12 protein-coding genes are annotated in these 13,802 nt (G+C 66.7%); 4 read left to right on the forward strand and 8 right to left on the reverse strand.

Annotation, left to right across the window (positions count from 1 at the left end; all coding sequences use genetic code 11):
• Nucleotide 1: 1 nt before the first annotated feature.
• The 8 genes from ACSFB7_RS36900 to ACSFB7_RS36935 all read right to left on the reverse strand — a co-directional run bounded on the left by ACSFB7_RS36900 (nt 2) and on the right by ACSFB7_RS36935 (nt 7,987).
• Entirely contained in the window at nt 2-706 is a 705-nt protein-coding gene (locus ACSFB7_RS36900) for an ABC transporter ATP-binding protein (RefSeq protein ID WP_435477293.1), read from the reverse strand.
• Nucleotides 699-1,460, reverse strand: coding sequence for an ABC transporter ATP-binding protein (locus ACSFB7_RS36905; RefSeq protein ID WP_435477294.1), 762 nt, complete (start codon nt 1,458-1,460; stop codon nt 699-701). The genes ACSFB7_RS36900 and ACSFB7_RS36905 overlap by 8 nt, the downstream gene beginning before the upstream one ends.
• Nucleotides 1,457-2,461, reverse strand: a complete 1,005-nt coding sequence (locus ACSFB7_RS36910; RefSeq protein WP_435477295.1) for a branched-chain amino acid ABC transporter permease — start codon at nt 2,459-2,461, stop codon at nt 1,457-1,459. The genes ACSFB7_RS36905 and ACSFB7_RS36910 overlap by 4 nt, the downstream gene beginning before the upstream one ends.
• Complete coding sequence (locus ACSFB7_RS36915; protein ID WP_116907984.1) at nt 2,462-3,334, reverse strand: branched-chain amino acid ABC transporter permease; 873 nt, start codon at nt 3,332-3,334, stop codon at nt 2,462-2,464.
• Nucleotides 3,335-3,712: 378 nt separating this feature from the next.
• Nucleotides 3,713-4,885, reverse strand: a complete 1,173-nt coding sequence (locus ACSFB7_RS36920; protein ID WP_435477297.1) for an ABC transporter substrate-binding protein — start codon at nt 4,883-4,885, stop codon at nt 3,713-3,715.
• A gap of 168 nt (nt 4,886-5,053) precedes the next feature.
• Nucleotides 5,054-6,040 (reverse strand): PDR/VanB family oxidoreductase, encoded by a 987-nt coding sequence (locus tag ACSFB7_RS36925; RefSeq protein ID WP_435477298.1) that lies wholly within the window; start codon nt 6,038-6,040, stop codon nt 5,054-5,056.
• A gap of 43 nt (nt 6,041-6,083) precedes the next feature.
• The gene (locus ACSFB7_RS36930) at nt 6,084-6,860 is read right to left on the reverse strand and encodes a GntR family transcriptional regulator (RefSeq protein ID WP_435477299.1); all 777 of its coding nucleotides are present in this window, start codon (nt 6,858-6,860) and stop codon (nt 6,084-6,086) included.
• Entirely contained in the window at nt 6,857-7,987 is a 1,131-nt protein-coding gene (locus tag ACSFB7_RS36935) for an aromatic ring-hydroxylating dioxygenase subunit alpha (RefSeq protein WP_435477300.1), read from the reverse strand. The genes ACSFB7_RS36930 and ACSFB7_RS36935 overlap by 4 nt, the downstream gene beginning before the upstream one ends.
• Before the next feature lie 146 nt (nt 7,988-8,133).
• On the opposite strand from ACSFB7_RS36935, the gene ACSFB7_RS36940 reads away from it, so the two are divergent.
• The 4 genes from ACSFB7_RS36940 (at nt 8,134) to ACSFB7_RS36955 (ending at nt 13,524) form a co-directional block, all read left to right on the forward strand.
• Nucleotides 8,134-9,255, forward strand: a complete 1,122-nt coding sequence (locus tag ACSFB7_RS36940; protein WP_435477301.1) for a 5-methyltetrahydropteroyltriglutamate--homocysteine S-methyltransferase — start codon at nt 8,134-8,136, stop codon at nt 9,253-9,255.
• Nucleotides 9,256-9,282: 27 nt separating this feature from the next.
• Nucleotides 9,283-9,948 carry a glutathione S-transferase family protein gene (locus ACSFB7_RS36945; RefSeq protein ID WP_435477302.1) on the forward strand — a complete coding sequence of 222 codons (666 nt, stop codon included), beginning with the start codon at nt 9,283-9,285 and terminating at the stop codon, nt 9,946-9,948.
• A gap of 37 nt (nt 9,949-9,985) precedes the next feature.
• On the forward strand, nt 9,986-11,365 hold the full coding sequence (locus ACSFB7_RS36950) for a phospholipase D-like domain-containing protein (protein ID WP_435477303.1): 1,380 nt from the start codon (nt 9,986-9,988) through the stop codon (nt 11,363-11,365).
• Nucleotides 11,366-11,754: 389 nt separating this feature from the next.
• The gene (locus ACSFB7_RS36955; protein WP_435477304.1) at nt 11,755-13,524 is read left to right on the forward strand and encodes an Ig-like domain-containing protein; all 1,770 of its coding nucleotides are present in this window, start codon (nt 11,755-11,757) and stop codon (nt 13,522-13,524) included.
• The last annotated feature ends 278 nt before the right edge of the window (nt 13,525-13,802 follow it).

Raw genomic sequence — 13,802 nt, forward strand, 5'->3', positions numbered from 1 at the left:
CCTAGCGCGCCACGCCCAGCAGCCGATCAAGCACCTCGGGCTGCGTGCGCAGCACCGCCGCCTTGTCGGTGTGCACGATGGTCCCGTGGTCGAGCACCACCGCTTCGTCGGAGATCGCAAGAATCGCCTGCGGGTGCTGCTCCACGATGATCGCGGCCAGCCCTTCGTCCTGCGTGATGCGACGGATGGCGCGCAGCAACTCTTCCACGATGATCGGCGCCAGCCCTTCGAGCGGTTCGTCGAGCAACAGCAACTTGGGGTTCAGCACCAGCGCGCGACCCACGGCCAGCATCTGCTGCTCGCCGCCCGAGAGCTGCGTGCCCAGGTTGGTCTTGCGTTCGGCCAGGCGCGGGAACATCTCGTAGACGCGCTGCGGATTCCATTTGCCGGGCCGCTCCACCGCCGTCAGGTTTTCGTGCACCGTGAGCGACTTGAAGATGTTGCGCTCCTGCGGCACCCAGCCGATGCCGGCCGTGGCGCGCTGGTGCGGTGCCAGCTTGTGCAAGGCCAGCCCGCCGAGCGTGATGCTTCCGCCATGCTGGCGCGTCGCGCCCGCCAGCGTGTTGATCAGCGTGGTCTTGCCCGTGCCGTTGCGGCCCAGCAGCGCCAGCGTCTGGCCCTCGCCGAGCGTGAAGGCCACGTCGTGCAGCACCACGGCCTCGCCGTAGCCGGCACTCAGGTTTTCTATGCGCAGCAGTTCAGACATGGGCGCTTTCTCCGTGGCCCAGATAGACCTCTTTGACCTTCGGATCGTTGGCGATGGTTTCGGGGTCGCCCTCGGTCAGCAACGTGCCGTTGACCAGCACCGTCATGCGCGTGGCGAAACTGAATACCAGGTCCATGTCGTGTTCGATCAACAGCACCGACACATCGGCCGGCAACGCGGCCACGGTCTGCAGCAGCTCTTCGCGCTCGCCGGCGGGCACGCCCGCAACGGGTTCGTCGAGCAGCAGCACGCGGGGCTCGCAGGCCAATGCAATGGCGATCTCCAGCAAGCGGCGCTTGCCATAGGCCAGATGCTTGACCTGCTGCTTCGCCACATCGCTCAGATGGAACTGTTCGAGCAGTTGCGTCGCACGCTCGGCCACTGCCGTGCTGGCGCCGAGCGGCCGCCACCACTGCGCACCGATGCCCTGGTGTTGCGACACCACGAGCGCCAGCGTTTCGAGCGGCGTCATCGAGTCGAACAACTGGTTGATCTGGAAGGTGCGCACCAGCCCGCGCGCCACACGCTTGTGCGGCGCGAGGTTCGTGATGTCTTCGCCGAGCAGCGTGATGCGACCTTCGCTCGGCGTGAGCACGCCCGTCAGCTGGTTGATGAGCGTGGTCTTGCCTGCGCCATTGGGGCCGATCAGCGCATGGCGTGCGCCGCGCTTGAGGTCCATCGTCACGTTGTTGGTGGCCGTGATGCCGCCGAAGCGCATCACCAGTCCGTGGGTCGAGAGCACGGTATCGCTCATGCCGCACCGCCCTTCTTCTTGCCGCCGCCGAACCACGTCCACGGCTTGAACAGCCGTTCGCGCCCCACGAGCACCAGCAGCACCAGGATCAGGCCGATCCAGAACATCCAGTACTGCGGCGTCACGGCCGACAGCCAGGTCTGCAGCAGCTTGAACACGATGGCACCGGCCACGCCGCCATAGAGCCAGCCCACGCCACCGATGACCAGCATCAGCAGCACGTCGGCCGAGCGGTCGAAGGCCAGCACGTCGAGCGAGGCAAAACCGGTGGTCTGCGCCAGCAACGCGCCAGCGGCACCGGCCACACCGGCGGCGATGGTGTAGACCGTCGCAAGCCGCGACACCACCGGGATGCCGATGGCCATGGCGCGCAGCCGGTTGTCGCGAATCGCCTTGAGCGTCGCGCCGAACGGCGAATGCACCAGCCGGCGCATCAGCAGGAACAGCACCAGCATCACGGCCAGCGAATACCAGGCGGCCGTGCGGCCGTACAGGTCGAAGTCGAACAGGCCGAGCACCGGCCCCATCACCACGCCCTGCAGACCATCGGCCCCACCGGTGAGCCAGTCGAGCTTGTTGGCCAGTTCGAGCAGCAGCAGCGCGGTGCCGAGTGTGACCATCAGCCGCGTGAGGTCGCTGCCGCGCAGGATCGTCACGCTCGCCACGAGGCCCAGCACAGCCGAGAGCACGGTCGCCACCACGAGGCCGACGGTCGGGTCGGGCATGACGAGCTTGGCGAACAACGCCGCCGCGTAGGCGCCGAAACCGAAGAAGGCGGCATGGCCCAGCGACACGATGCCGGTGTAGCCGAGGATCAGGTCGAGCGACATCGCGAACAGCGCGACGATGGCGATTTCATTGACCAGCAGCGAATGCGAAGGCATGACGAGCGGCAGCGCAAAGGCCGCGGCCCACACCACGAATTCGATCGGGCGCCAGCGCGCCTTGCGCAGCAGCGCCGACTGGAAATCCACAGAAGAGGAAGAAGAGGGCGCGCTCATTCAACGCCCCCCTTTGCGCGTGAACAGGCCTTGCGGCCGCCACATCAAGATCAGGATCATCAGCAGGTAGACGGTGAACGCCCCCATCTTCGGAATGAAGTACTTGCCGGCCACGTCGGCAATGCCGAGCAGCAGCGCGGCCGCGAGGGGCCCGGTGATCGACGAGGTGCCGCCGACCGAGACCACGATCAGAAAATAGATCATGTACTTGAGCGGGAAGGTCGGATCGAGCCCGAGAATTTCCGCGCCCAGCGCACCGCCCAGCCCCGCGAGGCCGGAGCCCACGGCGAAGGTCAGCAGGAACACGATGTTGACGTTGATGCCCAGCCCCGCTGCCACGCGCGGGTCATCGACCGCGGCGCGCAGCCGGCTGCCGAAGCGCGTCTTCGAGAGGATGAGCTGCAGCACCACCGTGAGCACCGCGCACACGCCGATGATGAACAGGCGGTAGTGCCCCATGCCCAGCATGAAAGCGCCATCGCCGATTTCGGTACGCCCGCGCAGCCATTCGGGCAGTTGCACGTTCTGCTGCGACGAGCCGACGAAGTAGTCGATGGCGGCCACCGCCATGAAGGCCAGGCCGATGGAAAAGAGCACCTGGTCCAGGTGCGACTTGCCGTACATCGGCCGGTAGAGCGTGCGTTCGAGCAGCGCCCCGGCCAACCCGACGACGATGAAAGCGAGCGGCAGGCAGGCCAGGAACGGCAGGCCCAGTTTCTGCATCGCGAACACCGTGAGATACCCGCCGGCCATGGCGAAGGCGCCGTGCGCGAGGTTGATGAAGTTCATCAACCCGAGCGTCACGGCGAGCCCCACGGCGAGCACGAAGAGCAGCATGCCGTAGGCGATGCCGTCGAAAAGGATGGTCAACATATCAGTGGTTTTTCACGCTGCTGCATGGCTCGTTCTGGGTGCTTTTGCTCGGCTTGTTTTGCGCTGCTGTTGGGAGCGGGTTCATTCGGGGCGGGTGCGAATGACACCAGGTGCTCCCCTCCGCGAATGTCCCCCGGGGCGCTGCGCGCCCCTCCTCCTTTATTTCGCTGCGGGGAGCACCCGGCGTCATTCGCACATGGACACGCTGCTGATGCACTGCTGATCAACGACTGCTCTGTCCAGCGCTCGCGCCGATACGGGGCTCTTTTTCGCGAAATAAAGGAGGAGCGAAGCGGGGGACATTCGCGAAAAAGAGCACCGTGTCGGCGCGAGCGTCGCCCTGAACAGCAGCAGCGCCCAAAAACAAAGAGAGCCGTCTTACTTCGTCTTGCCAGGATCCTTCACGCTCTTGATCACATCGAACTCGACGTTGTAGAGCTGCCCGTCCTTCTTCTCGACCTTGCGCAGATACACGTCCTGCACGATGTCGCGCGTCTGCGCATCGATCAGCACCTGGCCGCGCGGGCTCTCGAAGACCTGGCCCTTCATGGCTGCCAGCAACGCATCGCCGCCGCCCTGGCCCTTGGTGGTCTTGAGCGCTTCGTAGATCACGCGCATGCCGTCATAGCCGCCCACGGCCATGAAGTTGGGGCGCATCTTCGGGTTGGCCTTCTCGAAGGCTTCGACGAACTTCTTGTTCATCGCCGACGGGTGCGCAGCCGAGTAGTGGTGCGAGGTGACCACGCCCAGCGCGCCGTCGCCCATGTCGTTGAGTTGATCGTCATCCGTCACGTCGCCGGTGGCAATCAGCTTGATGCCGGCCTTGTCCATGCCGCGTTCCAGAAACTGCTTCATCACGGCCGCGCCCGCGCCCGAGGGCACGAAGACGAACAGCGCGTCGGGCTTGGCGTCGCGCACCTTCTGCAGGAACGGCGCGAAGTCGGGGTTGCGCAGCGGCACGCGCAGCTTCTCGATCACCTTGCCGCCGTTCAGGATGAAACGCTCGCTGAAGAACTTCTCGGCGTCGTTGCCGGGGCCGTAGTCGGCCACCAGCGTCACCACCGTCTTCACGCCGTTCTTGGGTGCCCAGTCGCCCATGGCCACCGACACCTGCGGCAGCGTGAAGCTCGAACGGATGATGTAGGGCGATGCCTCGGTGATGCTCGACGTGGCGGCGGCCATCACGACTTCAGGCGTCTTCGATTGGGTGGCGATGGGCGCCACGGCCAGTGCCAGGGGCGTCAGGCCGAAACCGGCGAGCACGTTGACCTTGTCGTTCACCACCAGCTCTTGCGCCAGGCGCTTGGTCACGTCGGGCAGGCCGGTGTCGTCCTTGACGATCAGCTCGACCTTCTTGCCGGCAACGGTGTCGCCGTTCTGGGCCATGTACAGGCGCGCGGCGGCTTCGATCTGGCGGCCGGTGGAGGCCGACTGCCCCGTCATCGGCAGGATCAGGCCGATCTTGAACTTGTTGTCCTGGGCATGGGCCAGGGACAGGGAAAGCGCAAGCGCCGAGAGGGCTGCGGTCTGAATGAGATGGCGCCTTTGCATGGAAATCTCCTTATTGGGGCGGGAAACGAAACCGGGGCTATTTTCAACACTTTGCAACATTCGGCGGAGCAGGCAATCACCTACCCCACCCCTGCCGCGAGGCTTTGTTGCGCGATCAACAAATGAACTGCGCGATCATCGCGCAAGGCTGTCTTCGACTTGAAAGAATCAGCTGTCGGCGCGGTACGCGGAGTCCAGCGTGAGCGTACCCACCGCGCGTGACACACAGGCGCAGATGCGCGTGGTCGCCTCTTTTTCGTGCGCGCTGAGGAACACGTCGCGGTGATCGATCTCGCCGTCGACCGCGATCACGTCCATGGCGCACAGGCCGCATTCGCCGCGCTTGCAGTCCCACAGCGTCTGCACGCCGGCCGCGTCGAGCGCCTCGAGCAGCGTGCAGTCGGCCGGCACGGTGATGGCCAGGTCGTGACGGGGAATGCGCACCTGGAAGGATTGGGTCGCCAGACGGCCGCTGCTGCCGAAGGTCTCGAAGCGCAGGTCTTCGATGGGGCGGCCCGCTGCGTGCCATGCGCGCTTGACGGCTTCGAGCATCGGCACCGGGCCGCAGGTGTAGAGCTGGCCGCCGGGCGGCAGCGCGGCGATGGCGGCGGCGAAGTCGATCGGGGCCGAGCCTTCGTGCGCCGCGACGCCCTCGCCCAGCGCTTCGCGCAGGTGGTCGAGGTAGCCGAACTCGCCCGCGTGGCGCGCGCCGTAGAGCATCTTCACCGGCACGCCGGTGCGTTGCGCATGGGCGCCGAGCCGCTGCGCCATCAGCACCAACGGCGTGATGCCGATGCCGCCCGCCACCAGCAGGTAGCCGGGCGCCGACAGGTCGAGCGCGAAGTGGTTCTGCGGCGCGCTCACCTGCAGGCGGTCGCCCACGGCCAGCCGCCACATCGCGAGCGAGCCGCCACGGCCATCGTCGAGCCGCTTGACGGCGATGCGCCAGCACTGGCCGTCGCCCTCGCCGACTAGCGAATACGAGCGGGTCTGCACGCGGCCCTGCGCCGTCATCACCTGCACCTGCAGGTGGGCGCCGGGCTCATAGGCAGCGGCAAAGCCCGCGTCGGGCCGCAGCTCGAACTCGCGCACGGTGGGCGTGACGTCGCGCAGCGCAACAACCTGCGCCTGCATCCATTGAAGATCGCTTTTCATCGGGGGAACACCAACAAGCAAACAGGGAAAGGAAGACGGTCGATCAGCCGCGGCGGCGGATCAGTTGCACGCCGGGCAGCGGGCGTTGCTCGGCAGTGGGCGTGCCGTGCAGCGCCTCGCGCAGGTTGCGCCGCGCGATGCGGCTGTGCTCGCGCATCAGCGCTTCGGCACGCGAGCCTTCGCCGGACTCGATGGCATCGAGCACCTGCACGTGCTGGTCTTGCGCGATCACGAGCATGTCGCGCGCGGCGGGCGAGTTGGCCTGCACGATCACGAAGCCCGAGGGCGAGGCGAACGGCAGGTTGACCACGCGCTCCAGTTGCTGCGCGATCACGGGGCTGCCCGCCATTTCGCAGAGCAGCGCGTGGAAGCGCTCGTTGTGCGTCACGTAGCGCGAGAAGGCCGCGTCGTCGAGCGCGGGCTCGCGCAGCAGTTCGTCGATGCGCGTGAGGCAGGCGCGCGCTTCGCGCAGCACCACGGGCGCCGCACCGCGTTCGGCCGCGAGCCGCGCGACAAGGCCTTCGAGCGTGCCGCGCAGCTCGATGGCGTCGGCCACATCGCGCTCGGAAAAGGTACGCACGGCATAGCCGCCGTTGGGCAGCGCTTCGAGCAGGCCTTCCTGTTCGAGCCGCATCAGCGCGGTGCGCACGGGAGTGCGCGACACGCCGAGCTGCTCGGAGATCGCCACCTCGGCAATGCGCGCGCCACCGGGCAGGTCGCCCGCGAGGATCATTTCGCGCAGCCGCAGTTGGGCCTTCACGGCCTGCGAGCTGCCGCTGTCGCCGGGCTCGGCGGCGGGGGAAACGGCGGCGACCTTCATGCTGTCTGCGCCTGTGTTGGCGCCTGTGTTTGCGCCTCGATGGGGCGAATCGGAATCGCAGCGCGCGCGGGCCTTTCCTTCTCGACCATGCGGTCGATCAGCCGGCGCGCCCACATCGAACCGGCGTCGATGTTGAGGTTGTAGAACTGGTGGTCGGGGTGGTCGTCCATGGCTTTCTGCTGTGCTTCGAGCACCAGTTCATCTTCGCGGAAGATGCCCGAGACGCCTTCGCGCAGCTCGTGCGTGAGGCGCTGTTCGCCGATGCAGTAGTTGCGCGCGAAGGCCCAGAAGTAGAGGCAGGTCTTGTCGGTCTCGGGCGTGATGGTGTTGAGCACATAGCCGTTGACGCCCTTGCTGCGGTCGCCCGCGTCGCCGTTCTTCGGCACAGCGCCGCTGCCCGCCTCGGCCACGCCCACGTCGATGTTCACAGTGCACGGGCCCTCGAAGCGAATGATCTGCCAGCGATCGACCTTGCCGGTGTAGCCGCGCGCATGGCGGATCTGTCCGCCCCAGAACGGCGGTGCGTCGATGCCTTCCATCCAGCGCGTGACAGTGGCCGAGCGGTCGCCGTGCGTGGCAACGAACGGCGCCTCGGCCACTTCGCGGTTGCCGATCGACGAGCCGTGCACGAAGGTCTCGTGCGTGAGGTCCATGAGGTTGTCGACCACGAGCCGGTAGTCGCAGTGGACGCGAATCATCTTGCCGTCGCCGGCCCAGGCGGGGTCGTCATTCCAGTGCATGTCGGGCACCAGCGCCGGATCGGCCTTGGCCGGGTCGCCAGGCCAGATCCAGACGAAGCGGTGCTTTTCGACCGCCGGAAAACTGCGCACGCAGGCCGAGGGGTTGAGCGTTTCCTGGCTCGGCATGTGGGTGCAGCGGCCCTGGCTGTTGTAGACGAGGCCGTGGTAGCCGCAGACCAGCTCGTCGCCTTCGAGGCGGCCGAGCGACAGCGGCATGAGGCGGTGCCAGCAGGCGTCTTCGAGCACGGCGACCTGCCCGTCGGTGCGGCGGAACAGCACCACCTTCTGGTTGCAGATCGTGCGTGGCAGCAGCGCGTGGCGCACTTCGACGTCGTAGGCGGCGGCGTACCAGGCGTTCAATGGAAAGGCGGTCGTGGGCGTTTTCATGAATACTCAATGTATACAGAAAATAGAAAAACTCCAGCTCAAATCGCAATTTCGAGGGTAAACACCCAGATCACTGTATACAAACAAGGCCGCTCCGAAGGCTTTACGATTTGCCGTTCGTTTCCCAGTCACGACGGAGTTCATCCATGTCCCAGCACGCCGCCCTGCCCGCCCGCTACGACCACGTGGGCAGTTTCCTGCGCCCCAAATACCTGCTCGAAGCCCGCGAGCAGAAGGCCAAGGGCGAGATCACGCCCGAGCAACTGCGCCTGGTCGAAGACAAGGCCATCACCGAGATCGTCAGGTTCCAGGAAGACATTGGCCTCAAGAGCATCACCGACGGCGAGTTCCGCCGCACCTACTTCCACATCGACTTTCTCGATCAGCTCGGCGGCGTGAAGACCGACATTCCGGTCACCATCCGCAAGCCCGACGGCACCGAGGAGCTGGCACCGCCCGCGATGCGCGTGATCGACAAGGTGCGCCACATCAAGGACATCCAGCTCGCCGACTTCCAGTACCTCAAGAGCCAGGTCTCGGCCGGCCGCACGCCGAAGGTGACCATTCCCTCGCCGACCATGCTGCACTTCCGTGGCGGCCGCGCCGGCATCAGCAAGGACGCGTATCCCGAACTCGACCCGGTGTTCTACGACGACGTGGCCAAGGCCTACGGCGACGAACTGCGCTCGCTGGCCGCTGCCGGCTGCACCTATGTGCAGATGGACGACACCAACCTCGCCTACCTGTGCGACGAGCACATGCGCGAAGCCGCCCGCAAGCGCGGCGACGACCCGAACGAACTGCCGCACCGCTACGCCGCCTTCATCAACAAGGTGGTCGCGCAAAAGCCGCCGGGCATGCTGCTGGCCATGCACCTGTGCCGTGGCAACTTCAAGAGCACGCACGCGGCGGCCGGCAACTACGAGCCCGTGGCCGAGGCGCTGCTGAAGGAGATGGACCTCGACGCCTACTTCATGGAATACGACGACGCCCGCTCGGGCGACTTCAAGCCGCTGCGCTTCCTGCCCAAGGGCAAGACCGTGGTGCTCGGCCTCGTGACCACCAAGTTCGGCCAGATGGAAGACAAGGACGAACTCAAGCGCCGCATCGAAGACGCCGCCAAGTACGTGCCGCTCGAACAGCTCGCGCTGTCGCCGCAGTGCGGCTTCTCCAGCACCGTGCACGGCAACAACATCGCGGTGGAAGCGCAGCGCAACAAGCTGCGCCTGGTGGTCGAGACGGCGCAGGAGGTCTGGGGCTCGACCTGAGGCGCCGTTTCTGGTGAAGTCGGGGGCATGACGACTCACATCTATTCCGGCCCCCTCAGCATGTTCGGCGCCAAGGTCGAGATCGCGGCACGCGAAAAAGGCGTGCCCTTCGAACTGGTCATGGTGCCCTTCATCGAAGGCGACGCCTACGAGCCCAAGCACCCCGAGGTGCTTCGGGTCAATCCCGTCAAGCAGCAGGTGCCCGTGCTGGTCGACGGCGAGGTCTCGCTGTTCGACTCGACCCAGATCTTCGAGTACCTCGAAGACCGCCATCCCAGCCCTGCGCTGTGGCCCGAAGGCATTGCCGAGCGGGCACGCGCACGGCAACTGGAGCAGAAGTCCGACGAGGTCTTCTTTCCGAACGTCATCAAGCTCTTCGGCCTGCAGGAGGCCATGCAGAGCCCTCCCGCGATCGCGGCCTGCGCCGGCTGCGCGCGCTTCTACGAAGAGATGGAAAGCCTGCTGGCCACGCGCGAGTACCTCGCGGGCCCGTATTCCTTCGCGGACATCGCCTTCTACATGGCCCACGTGTTCGCCGACCGCAAGGGCGCGGGCATGACCGATGCCACGCCGCGCCTCGTGGCGTGGCGAGACCGCGTGGGCGACCGGCCGGCGGTGCGCGCGGTGGTCGATCCGATGATGCGGTTCCTGGCCTCGCAAGGACGCGGCGTACCGGCCTTCCTGCAACGCTGACAGGGCATCAGCGCGGCGGTGAGGCATCATGGGCCCCATGCCGAATACAAGGTTCGACTGGCTGCCCTCTCCGTCGCAGCACTTCCTCATCGTCACTTTTGCGCTGCTGGTCTATGTGCTGACCACGCGCGCGCGTCGCGAGCAGCGCGCCCCCACCACGGCCATCGCCTGGGTCATGGGGCTGGTGCTGCTGCCCTATTTCATCCTGCCGATGTACCTGCTGTTCGGCCAGCGCAAGCTGCGCCCGGCGGGCTCGCCACGGCCGCCGCGCTCGGTGCCGCCGGGGCACTGGGCGGCCGACCTGATCGAGAGCTTCGGCCTTGCGCCGCCGGGGCGCTGCTCGATCCGCATGCATGCCGACGGCGAGGCCGCGCGCGAGGCGCTGTGGCAGGTGATCGACGGCGCGCGCGAGCGCATCGACGTGTGCACCTTCATCATCGGCAACGACGAACTCGGCCACGCCGTGATCGCGCGGCTGGCGCTGCGGGCGCGCGAAGGCATCAAGGTGCGCGTGCTGCTCGACGGCTTCGGCGCGCTGTCGCTGCCGCGCCATCACTTCGACCTGCTGCGCGCGGCGGGCGGCGAGGTGGCGGTGTTCCGCCCCTTCTTCAGCCTGCGCCGCATCGGCCCGCGCAACCTGCGCAACCACCGCAAGTTCACCATCGCGGACGACGCCTGGCTCTGGTCGGGCGGGCGCAACCTTGCGGGCGAATACTTCACCGGCAACACCAAGCACCCCGAGGCCTGGCGCGACCTGTCCTTCGACCTGCACGGCAGCGTGGCCGCCGCGGCATCGCGCCAGTTCGACCACGACTGGACCTCGGTGCGTCCGCGCAAGGCCCGCGCGATCACGGCCGAAGACGTGCCCGAAGGCCCTGGCACCGCCATGGCCCAGTTCCTGCCGAGCGGACCCGACCAGACCGAGGACACCGCGCACGCCCTCTTGATCGACGCCTGCTTTCGCGCCGAGCACCGCCTGCTGGCGATCACGCCCTACTTCGTGCCCGGCGACGGCCTGCGCGATGCGCTGCGGCTGGCCGCGCGCCGCGGCGTGCAGGTGACCATCGCGATGCCCGCGCAATCGAACCACCGCCTGGCCGACTTCGTGCGCGCACGCGCCATGCGCGACCTCGCGCGCGCCGGCGTGAGCTTTCGCATGCTGCCCTTCATGGCGCATGCCAAGGCCGTGGTGGTCGATGACGAACTGGCGATGTGCGGCTCGATCAACCTCGACCTGCGCAGCCTGCTGCTCAATCACGAGGCGAACGTGGTGTTCTACGGGCAGGCCGACATCGAATGGCTGGCCGAGTGGATCGAGACCACCGCCTCGGCCGGCGAGCCCTACCGCGCGCGGCGTCCGGGCCTGGTGCGCGACGTGGCCGAGGGGCTGCTGCTCACCGTCGCGTTCCAGCTTTAGGCCCTAAACCCTAGCCGGCCACCAGAGGGCATCCGATGCCCTTTGCCGTGACAAACTGCCCAAATAATAGGCAGGCACTACGGCGGGGCAAGGCCCCTTCCTACGGGGCCAAAAATTAAAATTGAGGCCTTGCTGGTTATCGCAACGTCGCATTCGGGAATGAGCGGTCCGCTCTTCAGCCGATAGACCTGCAACCAGCCCCCCGCACTTCGGAAGCATCGGCGCCCTTCAGGGCGTTTCGCCCTCGGCGAATTCGATGCGATGCAAAAGCGTGACCAGCAAAGGTGGTCCCGGGCGGGGTTGGCGTGCTTCCTGCAATCCGCGTTCACCGGGTCGCCTGAAGCGATTCCCCTTTGATTTTTGCCGAGTCCCCTTGAGGGGAAGAACCGATGCGATCCGTTTATTCGCTGCTGGCGCGTGTGCGCCGGCTGGGCGCAGCCATGCCGCTTTTTGCCTTGGCCTGCGCGATGTTGTTGTTGTTTTCGCTGTCCGCCCCCGCCCGAGCCGCCATGGACGAAGTCGGCCGTGCAACACCCAGTGTTCACCGCCTGAAGTTCTTCGTCGATCCGCAACTGGTGGCCGACATCGGCGCACCCGAAGCGGGACGCCGGCTCGCGCAGTACGTGGCCGACATCAACACGGTGTTCACCCGCGAGACCGTGCGCAGCTTCGTCTTCGACCCCGCGAAAGACCTGCGCGTCGTCGCGCCGGCGTCGGCGCCGCAGTGCGGCTTCAACGGCGTGGCCGAGCGCGAGATCGTGCTGTGCGTGTCGAAGTCGCAGCAAGGCTACAGCCACGGCGGCCTGACCACGAGCACGACCTTCCCGCCCAAGGGCGTGACCTGGAACCTCAACTGGACCGCCATCCACGATCCGCTGCGCCTGTCGCGCGCGATCACTCCGGCCGCGCCCGAGTCCACCGAGAAGGACTACCTCGGCCGCCAGCTCAAGACCCTGCTGCATGAACTCGAACACGTCTTCGGCGCGGGCTCCGGCGAGTACTACAACGCCACCGCGGTGACCGACACGACCGGCATCGCGCCGACAACCGACCTGGAACTGGCGAACCCGACCGACCGCTACTGGTGGCCGCGCCAGCACTGGCGGCTCGACCCGCTGCTGGGTACCGTGTTCGAGCAACGGTTCGACCCGGCCGCCAATCGTGTTGCCACGCTGGAGATGATCCGTTTTACCGAAGGCACCAAGGCCAACATCAACACCGACTGGAGCGACTGGCCCCGGCTCGGCACCTCGAAGTACATGGCCGGGACCACCGCCACGCAGGTGCGCGTGACCGATGGCGCGACCGGCGCCGCACTGGCCGGCGCGCAGGTCTCGGTCTGGCGCGAAGCCGGCGCGCGCAAGCCGCTGGAGTTGCTTGTGCAAGGCGCGACGGACGCCAACGGCCGTTTCACCTTCGACTGGCACTGCGGCTTCAGTTGCTTCGCCGTCGGCAAGACGAATCTCCTGGTGAAGGCGCAATCACCCGACCGCGCGCCGGGCGCGACCTGGTTCACGATCTTCGACGCCTTCGAGCAGAAGGCCGTGCAGGGCCAGGCCGCCTTCACCATCGACCTGCCGCTGGGCGTTCCCGACGCCTACAAGCCGACCGTGTCGCTGGCCGCGCCGGCCATGGCCACAGTGGGCCAGCCCACGACCATTGCGCCGGTGGCGGTGGACAACGTCGGCGTCTTCGGCGTCAAGGTGGTCGGCGCCGACAGCCTGCCGATCTGCACCTTTACCGCGCCGCCGTACACCTGCACGTGGACGCCGACGACAGCGGGCACGCAGACGATCCGCGTGATCGCGCTCGATGCGGCGGGCAATTCTTCAGTCGCTTCCGCCAACGTGATCGTCAATCCGCCGGCCGACACCGTGGCACCTGTCGTGACGCTCGCCGTGCCGCCAGTCGCCGCGGTGAACATGGCGATGCGGCTCTCGGCCACGGCGTCCGACAACGTCGGTGTCGCCGAACTCAAATTCATCGTCGACGGGCGAACCGTCTGCACGCTGAAGGCAACGCCTTACGTGTGCGCATGGACACCTGACAAGGCCGGCGCCGCGAACATCGAAGTGCGCGCCACCGATGCGGCAGGGAACATCGCAGCAACTTCGATCAATGTCCGCATCGATGCGGGCCTGCGGCCCGAGGACATGTAGCGCGGCTTGTTCAGGGGACGCGTGCGAATGACGCCATGTGCTCCCCTCCGCGAATGTCCCCCGCTTCGCTCCTCCTTTATTTCGCTGCGGGGAGCACATGGCGCCATTCGCACAAGGCACGCTGCTGGTGATCGCCGATCAACAAGTGCTCCGAGCGCTCGCGTCGATACGGGGCTCTTTTTCGCGAACTCAACAACCACCGGCTAAAGCCGGTGGGTTGCGCCTTGCGGACTGAAAGTCCGGATACGCGTCGACTCAACGACGCGTCATTCGGGCTC

Source organism: Variovorax raffinosi, from assembly GCF_051216615.1.
Taxonomy (GTDB): domain Bacteria; phylum Pseudomonadota; class Gammaproteobacteria; order Burkholderiales; family Burkholderiaceae_C; genus Variovorax.